Here is a 12,342-nt window from a genome sequence, read left to right on the forward strand (position 1 = left end):
AACAATTTGTCTTTTTCTATTTGACTCTTAAATCAAGCCTTCCAAGAGGCCTCTCATGAAGTTTTCTGAGTGGAATGGTCCGATGTCATCAATCTTTTCTCCGAATCCAATCAACTTCACTGGGATATCCAACTCTTCTCGAATCGCAAGGACGACCCCACCTCGAGCCGTTCCATCGATCTTGGTCAATACAATTCCTGTCACAGGTGTAATTTTTGAAAATTCTTTAGCTTGCACCAAGGCATTTTGACCAGTTGATGCATCGAGGGCCAGCAAGGTTTCATGCGGTGCATCAGGTACCACACGCTTGATAATGCGGCCGATTTTTTCAAGCTCCGCCATGAGGTTGTCCTTGTTTTGCAGACGACCCGCCGTATCAATCATCAGAACATCGATGTTTTCAGCGATCGCACGTTCCATTCCATCAAAGACGACGCTAGCAGGATCTGATTTTTCAGGACCTGTTACAACTGGAACATCTACGCGGCGTCCCCATTCTGCCAGTTGAGCTACTGCTCCTGCACGGAAAGTATCTGCTGCAACCAACATGACTTTCTTGCCTTCTTGTTTGTAGCGGTGGGCTAACTTCCCGATAGAGGTTGTTTTACCAACTCCATTGACCCCAACAAAGAGCATGACCGTAAGACCGTCTTGAAAACGAATGGCTTCATTAAATTGGCCATCCTTTTCATACAAGTCCACCAATTTTTCGATGATCACACGCTTGAGAGCATCTGGTTTTTTGGCATTTTCCAAACGGGCTTCATAGCGCAACTCTTCGGTTAAATTAGAGGCCACTTGAACCCCTACGTCACTCATGATCAAGAGTTCTTCCAATTCTTCAAAGAATTCTTCATCGACTGAACGGAAATTGGCAAAGAAGGCATTGAGGCGTGCTCCAAATCCAGTCCGTGTCTTTTTCAAGCTACGATCGTATTTTTCCTGAATGGTTTCTTGCTCTGGCTCAACCTCATCTGGAATTGGCTCCTCTGCCTCTTCAACAGTTCTTTCCTCAACGGTTGATGCAGCTTCTCCTTCCGGAAGTCTGGACTCGGCTTCTGCCACTTCTGAAGTTTCCTCCACTTGAGCAATCGCTTCTGATACTTCAGGTTCTGAAACCTCATCCTGAGCTTCTACTAGTTCTGGAGACTCCTCTTCTGTCGTGCTCCCTTCTACTAGCTCAGCGTCAGATGATGGAGAGGCAATTGGTGACTCTTCTTCCATTTCTGAACCGTTAGCCCCATCTGCTTCCTCACCATCTTCATTAACTTCCGCTTCAATTTTCACTTCTTCAAGAGACTCAGTCTCCGTGTCATCAGCTAGTGGTGAAACTTCTTCAGGAATTGCTTCTGTTTGAGCAGGTTCAAAGGCAACTGGAGACTCCTCTACCGGTTCTTGAACTTCAGGAGTCTCTGAAGTTCCTATTTCTTCAACAAGAGGTTCCTCTGCCGGCTCTTCTTGAGCAACGGTTGAAACAGGTTGATGAGTGGCTGCAATTCGCGCTTTAAGCTCTTGGTAATAAGCCTCCATATCTGCGATTTTTTGCTCTTCCTTGTCATTTAAGGTAGCCGCCGGCTCCTCTTTGACAGTTTCTTCAACCTCAGTACTTTCCGTCACTTCTTCCGAAGACGGAAGCACTTTTTCAGTTTCTTCTTTTTTTCCAAATAAACGATCAAATAATCCCATTTATTCACTCTCCTTTAGCACATAATTTTCAATCGCCCATGCGACGGCATCCTGGTCATTGGTCACAGGAGCCACAAGCGCTGCAACTTCCTTCACTGCTGGAATCGCATTGCCCATGGCAACCCCCAGTCCAGCCCATTGGATCATAGACAGGTCATTGGCTTCATCTCCACAGGCCATGACTTGATCTGCCTCAAGACCCAAAATAGTTGCCAGTGCCTCTAAACCTGTCGCCTTGTGAACATTTTTAGGACACCATTCCAGCAACATCTCCCGAGATTTAAAAATTTCATAGTCTTGAAATAACTCCGGCTTGATCTGTTTTATCGCTGCATCTAAAAAGTCTTGATCGACGGCTGTCACACACTTGTTGTAGGAAATCGTGGATGGCAGGTCTTTAAAATCTGTCTCAATAAAGTTTAGGTAGGGATTGTAAAGGGAATAGAGAGACTTTCGCTCTGCATGAATCTCATAAACCGTTCCCTCACTGATAGCATCCAGCGGAAGGCCTAGACGGGCTGTTTCATCATGAATGGTTTCGACATCTTCAGGTGCCAAGACAACTTTTGAGAGGATTTCTCCATTATTTCGCTGCACTAGACCACCGTTGAAGGTAATCGTATACTCTTCTTTGTGGCCTGCTGTTCCCAATTCTTCCAAAAGAAAATCCATGGCTTTCAAGGGGCGACCAGTGGTTAGAACCACCTTGACACCTTGGGCCTGTGCAGCAGCGAGGGCTGCTCTATTGCGAGGGGAGATCTTTTTTTCAGAATTGAGAAGGGTCCCATCTAAATCCAGCGCAATCAAGGAAATCTGACTCATACAATTTCCTCCATGTAGCGTAGGACAGAACCAGTCGCATGGTGGCCGATGACTGTTTCAGCAATGGCCAAGATTTCAGGACGTGCATTTTCTGGCGCTACTGGATGGCCCACGACTTGCATCATATGGAGGTCGTTTAGGTTATCCCCGAAAGCCATCACCTGATCCATCGAGATCCCTAGTTTATCCGCTAAGGCAGTAATAGCCACTCCCTTATCGACATAATCGAGGACAATATCAATTGACTCAAAACCTGTCGTCATCGCTTTGACACCGGGGATATTGTCAGTGACCCATTGTTCACCTTCAAGTACAAGAGCTGCATCAAAGTTGGTGGTCAATTTGAAAATTTCATCTTGAATATCTGCTAGGGTTTTCACTTTTTGAATGTTTTCATTGTAGTGCTGACTCAAGGCCAGATAGTCGGGATCTACTGTTTCTAAGACATAGCTTCCTTTTTTCCCAGTCAAAAGAAGCTTATTCGGGTCTGCATAAGGGGAAGCTTTCAAAGCCTCAAAAACACCCAAATAAAAGTCTTTGGACATGGTTGCTTCGTAAAGATCTTCTCCATGAAATTCTACCACACTACCATTTTCAGCAATGAAAATCATCTGGTCCTCAAATCCTTTAAAGAGGGATTTGAGAGAAAGGAGGGCACGGCCACTCGCAGCAGCAAAATAGATGCCTTTTTCTTTGCAGCTTGCTAACACCTTGCGTAAAAGGTCTTGATCGTACTGATGTTGGTCATTTAGAAAGGTTCCATCCATATCCGTAGCGATCAATTTAATATCATTATTCTTCATTTTCTAAGTCTTTCAATTTTACTGAGACGATTTTAGAAACCCCAGATTCCTGCATGGTCACACCATAGATGGAATCTGCAGCTGACATGGTTCCCTTCCGGTGCGTCACGACAATAAATTGGCTTTCCTTATCAAAGCGGTTCAGATAATCTCCAAAGCGCTTGACATTGGCCTCATCTAGGGCAGCCTCTACCTCATCTAGAATGACAAATGGAATGGTCTTGACACGAATAATCGAGAACAGGAGAGCCAAGGCAGACAAGGCCTTTTCTCCACCACTCATGAGGTTTAAGGATTGGATTTTTTTACCAGGTGGCTGCACAGAAATCTCAACACCAGCTGTCAGAAGATCTGGCTCTGTCAGAATCAAATCAGCAGAACCCCCACCAAACATTTGACGGAAAGTGACTTTAAAGGATTCACGAATGGCTTCAAAAGTTGATTTAAAGCGTTCCTTGACCTCGTCATTCATGTCGTTGATGGTAGACAGAAGCATATTTTTCGCAGCCAAGACATCCTCACGCTGGCTGGAAAGGAAATCAAAGCGCCCCTTCACCTCGTCGTACTGCTCGATCGCATCCACATTGACTGGACCAAGTGCCTTAATATCTTTTTCGATGCTCTTGAGCTGGTTTTCAGCTGCTGCAAGATTTTCAACAGGTTTGGCCTGTTCTTTGGCTTGGTCAAAGCTTTGCATGAATTCATCGGTAATTTGCGTTAAGAGTTTGTTCAAACGATCCGCATGCTTTTCACGTGTCGCTTCAGCCTTGGCTTGTTGACGAATCCACTCTTCGTTTTTCTTGCGAGCTTGTTCCATCTGTTCTGCCACATCTTCGGCCTGGCCTTCCAAATCATCTAGCTCAAAGCGTTTCCGAATGACCCCTTGTTCCAAGTCCGTTTTCTTGGCTTGGGCCTGTGCCAATTGATTGGCTAGCTGCTCCACATCTACTGTTTGAACTTGGGCATCGCCTTGTTCAATCAGCAATTGCAACTGATGCTCTTCTACTTCCAACTGGGAGATCGTTTCTTCCAAGCGACGAGCATCTGTTTGCTCATAGCTTTGTTGGCTCAACCATTCCGTCTGTTGAAGTCGCAATTCTGCCAATTGCTCTTGCAAGTTTTGTACTTTTTGTTGCAGAACATCTTTGTCCGACTTCATTGTTTCAATGTCGCGGTTCAAATTTTCTTTTTGAAGCTCAATTTCTGCCAATTGCTCAGTAAGGGATTCCAGCTCTTCTTGGAGAGACTGGGTCGCATCTGTTGCCAATTCTGACTTCAAAGCTTCTAAGAGTTCCTGAATTTCTTTCAGTTGCTCTTGGCTTTGTTGGTAGGCCAATTGGGCCCGCTGTTGCTCTAGACGCGCTTGCTCACCTTGGCTTTGAATAGAGGCCAGGTATTCTTGCGCCTGCTTGAGCAGATTGTCCTTGGTCTCGACCTCCTGCTCTGCTTCTCTCAAACGAGCATCCAGAGCTTGCATTTCCTGCTTCAAACTATCTAATTCTGGTTTGACAAAAACCGTATTTTGGGAGCGATTGGCACCACCGGCATACGATCCTCCGGTCCGCAATTCGGTCCCATCCAAGGTCACCATCCGAACTTGATAATTGACTTTACGAGCCGCCTCACGCGCATGCTCCGTCGTGTCAAAGATGGCCGTTACTCCAAGCAGGTTTTGGAAAATCTGTTCAAAACGATTTTCATAGGTCACTAAGTCACTCGCAATTCCTAGAAATCCTGCACTGGCTTGAATCAATTCCAAATTCCGAGGAGATAGTTGACGGGCTTTGATGGTCGTGAGCGGAAGGAAGGTTGCCCGTCCCAAGCGATTGCGTTTCAAGAAATCGATCGCTCGCGTTGCAGCCTTTTCATCTTCGACAATGATCTGTTGGCTGCTAGCTCCCAGAGCAATTTCAAGCGCCGTCTGGTAGTCTTTTGAGAAACTCAAATTCTCACTAACAGCCCCACAGATGCCTCCTAACCGTTCTGCTTCTTGCAAAACGCTCTTGACGCCTGCATAGAAGTTACTATGGTTCTTCTGAATGGCTTCCAAGCTATTGATCCGCGCCCGCTTATTCTTGCTCTCATCCATCAAGTCAAACATGGTAGCTTGAGCCTCTTGGTAGGCAGCTTTGGCCTGCTCCACTTTTACCAGTTGCTCTTGATATTCTACTAGTAAACCTTTGACCGTCGCTTGTGCCTGATCCAACTCTTCCAATTGTCGGACTTCTTTTTCCTTGGCAGCTTCGAAGTTTGTTTGTGCCTTGGTCAAATCCTCTTGACGATGGCTAGATTCTTGCAGGAGTGCTTGGATCCGACTCTCAATGGCTGTCCGTTCATTAGATTTTTCAGCCTCCGTCTGCAAGAGCGCGACATACTGCTCTCGTAGATGCTCAATGACTTGTTCCGGATCTTCTTCGTAGTTGGCTAATTCTTTTTCCAACTCTTCTTGTTGCTGACGGTTCTCTGTCAGCCTTTGTTGAAGCACAGCTAGCGTCTCTTGTTTTTGAGCCAGCTCTTGTTTCGCTTCTTCCAGACGGGCCAAAACAGCATCCAGCCGCTCAAGATTTTCCCTGCGACTATGGGCTGCTTGACTCGATTGCAACTTAGCTACTTCGATTTGCTTTTCCAAATCACTGATCAAACGAGTAACCTCAAGTAAGCTGGCCTGGTCCTCAGCTAAGCTCTCATCCAACTGATGGCGGGCTTTCTTGATACGTACATTATCTTCTTCTAAGACCTGACGACGTTGGTAATAAGAAGCCAACTGTTCTTGAATGGCCTTTTCTTCTTGATCAGCCTTTTCATAAAGGTCCTTTGTCAGATCGACTTGAGCAACTAAAACATCCAGCAAGAGAACCTGCCGTTCTTGGTCTAATTCCAAGAAACGGCGAGCGACAGTCGCTTGCTTTTCAAGAGGTTGGATCTGTCCTTCTAATTCATAGAGGATATCCTCCAGACGGTCCAAATTCTCCTGGGTTTGGTTGAGTTTGGTTTCGGTTTCCTTACGCCTCGTCTTAAATTTCAAGACACCAGCAGCTTCTTCAAAGATAGCCCGGCGTTCTTCCGGTTTGGAGTTAAAGATCTCCTCTACCCGTCCTTGGGAGATAATAGAGAAAGAATCACGTCCCAATCCCGTATCCATGAACAGATCATGCACATCTCTGAGACGTACTTTCTTGCCGTCGATCTTGTACTCGCTGTCTCCAGAACGATAAATATGCCGTTCGACACGAATTTCTTTACCTGCCTGCTGGATAAAACCATCCTGGTTATCTAAGACAACTGTGACACAGGCATAATTCAGCGGTTTACGCGATTCTGTCCCTGCAAAGATAACATCGGGCATCTTGCCCCCACGTAGACTCTTGACACTGGATTCTCCCAGGGCCCAGCGCAAGCTCTCTGTGATATTTGATTTTCCAGATCCATTAGGCCCTACAACAGCAGTGACCCCTTTGTCAAATACGACTTTTGTCTTATCCGCAAAGGATTTAAAGCCTTGGATTTCAATCTCTTTTAGATACATGGCCCATCATTCCTCGTTTCAACTGCATTGCGGGCTGCTTCCTGCTCCGCTAACTTCTTGGAACGACCATGACCATGTCCCATCGTTTGACCGTTCACGAATACTTCTACTTCAAACTCTTTCGCATGAGCTGGACCGGACTCGCTAACCACTTGGTATTGGATCTCCACATCTCCGTGAACCTGTAACAGTTCTTGCAGGCGGGTCTTGTAGTCAATGACTTGAGAAAATTGACCCGTTTCAACCTTTGGAATCATGACCTGGTAGATGAAGCGTTTGACTGCTTCCACTCCTTGATCCAGTAAAAGAGCACCTAAAAAAGCTTCAAATAAATCGCCAAGAATCGTATCGCGGTCCCGACCACCAGATTTTTCTTCGCCCTTGCCCAGTTTGATGAAATGGTCAAAGTGGCAATCTCGAGAAAAACCAGCCAGACTTTCTTCACGGACAATCATAGAACGGAATTTGGACAAATCTCCCTCCGGTCTGTTTGGGTGTTCCTTATACAAATATTCGGAAATAACTAATTGAAGAACAGCGTCTCCTAAAAATTCCAAACGTTCGTTATGTGAAATTTTTAAGAGGCGGTGCTCATTGGCATAAGAGGTGTGCGTAAAAGCTGTATCTAATAAACTGCTATCTGAAAAAACGATCTGAAACCGTTCCGATAACAGGGCTTGTAATTTCTCCATGGGAAGCCTACTTTCTAATAAATTCATACTCTTAAGTATACCAAAAAAGAAGCACGAACGCACTTCTTTTCCTAGTTCTAGGGCCTGAATTCTCCAATTTTAATCAGGATCTTCTTCTGTTTGATTTTCGGACTTATTGGGAATCACTTTTAAGAGATAATAGGTGATAAAAATCGTCAAAGCACCTAGAGCAAGCTTCACCCAAATAATCGGTGCCAGATAGATCGAAATCCCCATCAGAATGTAGATCTGAAGAAGGATCCATTTCTTCCGTTCTTTGGCAATCGATTTGGTCTCTCGGTAATCCGCTACATAGGTTTGATAAAGCTTGGTTTGGTAGAGCCAGGTTTCAAAGCGTTTGGAACTTTTAGCAAAGCAGGCCATCGATAGCAGTAAAAAGGGAGTCGTCGGTAAAATCGGTAAAGGAATCCCAATAATTCCTAATCCCAAAGACACAAAACCAATCGTAAGATAAACAAGGCGCATTTACTTCTCCTTTGTATGATTCATTTTTTGCTATCACTCTACAGCGTTCACGTCTGACATTTGAAGCTTCATCTTAGATGGGTCTGACATTCCATCGACAATCTTCATTTGCTCCTCGTTCAATGGTAATAATATCATAGTTGCTGTATGAGAGGGTAATTCACCACTATCTTTGATGAAATAGCTAACCTTTTGATTCTCAAAAATAGTCTTGCTATCATAAGACCACGTAATTGAAAAATTTAAATCTTTCTTGATATCTACATCTGTCTTATTGACCAGCATGAGTGCAGCTCTTCCTTCAGAAATAGCTCCCGTGAAGTAGAGCGCCATATTACCTTCACTTCCGAGTTCAGGATGTTCCTTGACCAATTTTTTTCCTAGCTCGATGAGATCAGACGTTTTACCTTCATACTGAGGTGCTACTACAAATTTCAAACCTTTTTCTTCTTTATCTTTAGAAGACTCTGATATTTTTGTTTCCTTCGTCGTTTGATTGGAAGTCGACTCTTTCGTAGCTTGCTTAGACTGACTACAAGCAGTTAAAGCAACCAAACCAGCCAGTAATAACATCATTTTTTTCATTTATTATCTCTCCTCTACTTTCGTGATTCTCACTCAGAATTCGTTCTTTCCTATCATACACGAATTTTGGGTAAAGAGCAAATTCATTACTAGATATAGATTTCCTCAAATAGGCAGATAAAAAACCACCCGAAGGTGGTTTTCTATCTTATATCTTCGTCAAAGGGGTCGCGGTATCTGGCGAGGTATCTAGCACCTCAAAATCATGGCCAACAGCTAGATCTGCTCGAGCCAGTTGATTCTCCATAGTCATATGGGCCAATTCTTTGATATTGTTCTCTTTTGACAAATGTCCCAGATAAATCTTCTTGGTGCGATTTCCCAAGGTTCGGATCATGGCATCCGCACCGTCTTCGTTAGAAAGGTGGCCTAGGTCTGACAAGATCCGCTGCTTCAAGCGCCACGCATACGAACCTGCTCGAAGGATCTCTACATCATGGTTGGACTCAATCAGATAGCCATCAGCATCTGCGACGATTCCTGCCAAGCGATCACTCACATAGCCCGTATCCGTCAGCATGACGAAGCTCTTGCCATCCTTCATAAAGCGATAGAATTGAGGGGCAGCAGCATCGTGACTGACCCCAAAACTTTCGATATCAATATCGCCAAATGTCTTGGTCTTCCCCATTTCAAAAATGTGCTTTTGAGCATCATCGACCTTGCCTAGATACTTGGTGCCTTCCATGGCCTTCCAAGTTGCTTCATTAGCATATAGATCCATGCCATATTTCCGCGCTAAAACACCCACACCATGGATATGGTCTGAGTGTTCGTGCGTAATCAAAATGGCATCTAAGTCTTCTGGTTTGCGATCAATTTCAGCCAATAGTCCCGTAATCTTTTTCCCTGATAACCCTGCATCAATAAGCAGTTTTTTCTTTGGCGTCTCAAGGTAGAAAGAATTCCCACTAGAACCTGAAGCTAAAATACTATACTTAAATCCCTCTTCTGTCATTGACTCCTTATTCTTCCTCTTCTGTATCCCAGTCGTCTTTAATAGCATCTTTGTCGTACGGCAAGACAATGGTAAAGGTAGATCCCTTGCCATATTCACTCTTGGCCCAAATAAAGCCTTTGTGTTGCTTAACGATCTCCTTAGCAATGGCTAAGCCTAGACCAGTCCCACCTTGGGCCCGGCTACGCGCCTTATCCACTCGGTAAAAGCGATCAAAAATACGTGGCAAGTCTTTCTTGGGAATCCCCAAGCCCTCATCTGAGATAGAGATAATCAACTGAGCATCTGTCGTTTTCATCCCTACCTTGATCTTTCCACCATCAGGTGAGTACTTGATGGCATTGTTCAAGATATTATCGATCACCTGGGTCATTTTATCCGTATCAATTTCCACCCAGATCGGAGTGATCGGGTATTCCCGGATCAGTTCATACTTCTTGGTATCTTCTTGCGATTGACTCTTGATCTTATCAAACCGGTTTAAAATAAAGGTGATAAAAGCCGTAAAGTTGGTCAACTCGATGTCCAACTGACTGGTTTCATTATCGATTCGAGACAAGCTCAATAGATCTGTGACCATGCGCATCATGCGGTTGGTTTCATTGAGTGAAACCTTGACAAAATCTGGTGCTACTGGTTCTGACAAAGCGCCATCGTCAAGGGCTTCCAGATAGGATTTCACACTGGTCAAAGGTGTCCGTAATTCATGACTCACATTGGAGACAAAGAGGCGACGTTCCCGCTCTTCCTTGTCCTGCTCTGTCGTATCGTGCAAGACAGCTACCAGACCAGAGATAAAACCTGACTCGCGACGAATCAAGGCAAAGCGCACACGAAGACTTAAGTATTCCCCATTTTCATCCTGGGAATCAATAGTCAACTCTGGTACTTCTGTAATCAAGCTGCGCAGATCATAGTCATCTCCAAGCGAAAGCAAATCTAGAATACTGGTATTGAGCACCTCATCTGGATTAACATTCAATTGCTTGGCAGCCATTTCATTGACCATGATGATCTGACCGCGTCTGTTGGTCGCAAGCACCCCGTCTGTCATGTAAGAAAGAATACTGGTCAAACGCTTGGTTTCTTGTTCCAAGTTTTCATGCGTCAGGCGAATAACCTCAGACAGATCATTGATACTATTGGTCATATCCGTCAGCTCTGGACTTCCTTGCATGTCGACCACTTCGGAATAGTCCCCTGCAATCAGATCCTTAATTTTGGCGTTTAATTGTCTGAGCTTGATATTGTCCCTACGGTTTTCTAGCAAAAGCAAGGCTACCACAATGATAAACCCAACCGTAATCAGAACAAAGACAAAGTTCGACGACATTACAAATTGTTTTAGTTGATCAATCATTGTTTCTCATATAATATCCGACACCACGGCGGGTCAAGATATATTCCGGACGCCCCGGTGTGTCCTCGATTTTTTCACGCAACCGACGAACCGTCACGTCTACTGTCCGAACATCACCAAAGTAATCATAGCCCCACACCGTCTCAAGAAGGTGCTCACGGGTCATCACTTGACCGACATGGGTCGCAAGGTGATAGAGCAATTCAAATTCGCGATGGGTCAAGTCCAATTCTTTGTTGCCTTTTTGAACCAAGAAAGCATCTGGAAGAATGTGAAGATCACCAATGACAATTTCCGTATTGGCCTCATTTTCAAGCTGAGGATCAGCCGCAAACTCAGAACGACGCAACAAGGCTTTCACACGCGCTTGCAATTCCCGATTCGAGAAGGGTTTGGTTACATAGTCATCCGCCCCGATTTCAAGCCCAATGACCTTATCAAATTCCGTATCCTTAGCAGATAGGACAATGATCGGCACATTGCTAGTCTTACGAATCGTACGCGCTACTTCCAAGCCATCAATCTCTGGCAACATCAAATCTAGAATAATAATATCCGGATTCTCAGCCGCAAAGACTTCCAAAGCTTCCCGGCCATCAAAGGCTGTCAAGACTTCATAGCCCTCTTTTGCCATGTTAAATTTGATAATATCTGAAATTGGTTTTTCATCATCAACTACTAATATTTTTTTCATCTTACATACCTGTTTCTAATGCTTCTTTTCCTAATCAATCTCTATCTTCTTATTATATCAAACTTATGAAGAAATGTGGAGCCTCAATTGCTGGACTTTCTAATAAGACTAAGCAAAAAGACTGAGATCGTTACATTTCAATCTTTTCATTTTGTATTATTTTGAAACACGTGATTTGTTGGCGATATCTGCTAGGATTGCTGCTACAAACTCATACTGTTTAAACATTAAAACGGTATCTACTTTCAGAGGAGATATCGTTTTTCTTCTTCAGATAAGGAGACAAAAATTTCTTCCTTTCTCTATCTTTTAAATGAATTGATTTCTTCAGAGAAAGAATGTAAAATTTTTGATATAATATGCAGGATGGACTGATGGATATTTAAAAGATAATGTTCAAAAGAATCACAGGTAAGAATTAAAAACATGTCAGTTTGGACAGAAGTCTCTCTACCATCATCCATGCAGAAACAAGATTATATGAAATAAAAGGAGTAACCAATGTCCGGAAACTATTCAACACGTGAATTCCGCGAGAAACTATATGATGACCTTCATGTTCGATTAAGAGATACAGTGATTTTGATGTGTTCGATTTTTATTGCCTCTATAGGTCTAAATATGAATTCAACAGCTGTCATTATTGGAGCCATGCTGATTTCCCCTCTTATGACACCGATTATTGGACTGGGGTTTGGTTTAGCTATTTTTGATACGCGTTTAATCAAGC

General features: G+C 43.9%; 11 protein-coding genes. 1 reads left to right on the top strand and 10 read right to left on the bottom strand.

Going from position 1 to position 12,342, the window contains the following annotated elements:
• Positions 1-27 precede the first annotated feature (27 nt).
• From ftsY to yycF, 10 genes are all read right to left on the bottom strand, one after another.
• Positions 28-1,686 (bottom strand): signal recognition particle-docking protein FtsY, encoded by a 1,659-nt coding sequence (gene ftsY, locus HMPREF3002_RS04770; RefSeq protein ID WP_070665428.1) that lies wholly within the window; start codon positions 1,684-1,686, stop codon positions 28-30.
• On the bottom strand, positions 1,687-2,508 hold the full coding sequence (locus HMPREF3002_RS04775; protein WP_070665429.1) for a Cof-type HAD-IIB family hydrolase: 822 nt from the start codon (positions 2,506-2,508) through the stop codon (positions 1,687-1,689). It abuts the gene before it with no gap.
• Complete coding sequence (locus HMPREF3002_RS04780; RefSeq protein ID WP_070665430.1) at positions 2,505-3,311, bottom strand: Cof-type HAD-IIB family hydrolase; 807 nt, start codon at positions 3,309-3,311, stop codon at positions 2,505-2,507. The genes HMPREF3002_RS04775 and HMPREF3002_RS04780 overlap by 4 nt, the downstream gene beginning before the upstream one ends.
• Entirely contained in the window at positions 3,301-6,837 is a 3,537-nt protein-coding gene (gene smc / locus HMPREF3002_RS04785) for a chromosome segregation protein SMC (RefSeq protein ID WP_070665431.1), read from the bottom strand. The genes HMPREF3002_RS04780 and smc overlap by 11 nt, the downstream gene beginning before the upstream one ends.
• The gene (gene rnc / locus HMPREF3002_RS04790; RefSeq protein ID WP_049475143.1) at positions 6,828-7,529 is read right to left on the bottom strand and encodes a ribonuclease III; all 702 of its coding nucleotides are present in this window, start codon (positions 7,527-7,529) and stop codon (positions 6,828-6,830) included. The genes smc and rnc overlap by 10 nt, the downstream gene beginning before the upstream one ends.
• A 99-nt stretch (positions 7,530-7,628) precedes the next feature.
• A complete protein-coding gene (locus HMPREF3002_RS04795; RefSeq protein ID WP_070665432.1) occupies positions 7,629-8,015 on the bottom strand; it encodes a YbaN family protein in 387 nt (128 codons plus the stop codon).
• Positions 8,016-8,048: 33 nt separating this feature from the next.
• A complete protein-coding gene (locus tag HMPREF3002_RS04800; protein ID WP_070665433.1) occupies positions 8,049-8,600 on the bottom strand; it encodes a putative periplasmic lipoprotein in 552 nt (183 codons plus the stop codon).
• A gap of 148 nt (positions 8,601-8,748) precedes the next feature.
• Positions 8,749-9,558, bottom strand: a complete 810-nt coding sequence (locus tag HMPREF3002_RS04805; protein WP_023918725.1) for an MBL fold metallo-hydrolase — start codon at positions 9,556-9,558, stop codon at positions 8,749-8,751.
• Positions 9,559-9,565: 7 nt separating this feature from the next.
• On the bottom strand, positions 9,566-10,918 hold the full coding sequence (vicK, locus tag HMPREF3002_RS04810; protein WP_031573918.1) for a cell wall metabolism sensor histidine kinase VicK: 1,353 nt from the start codon (positions 10,916-10,918) through the stop codon (positions 9,566-9,568).
• A complete protein-coding gene (yycF, locus tag HMPREF3002_RS04815; protein ID WP_070665434.1) occupies positions 10,911-11,612 on the bottom strand; it encodes a response regulator YycF in 702 nt (233 codons plus the stop codon). The genes vicK and yycF overlap by 8 nt, the downstream gene beginning before the upstream one ends.
• Before the next feature lie 501 nt (positions 11,613-12,113).
• Between yycF and HMPREF3002_RS04820 the strand changes: the two genes are divergently transcribed.
• Positions 12,114-12,342 (top strand): DUF389 domain-containing protein (locus tag HMPREF3002_RS04820; protein ID WP_141754497.1); only part of this gene is annotated, 229 nt, incomplete at its 3' end.

The organism is Streptococcus sp. HMSC065E03 (assembly GCF_001815045.1).
Lineage (GTDB): Bacteria > Bacillota > Bacilli > Lactobacillales > Streptococcaceae > Streptococcus > Streptococcus parasanguinis_AD.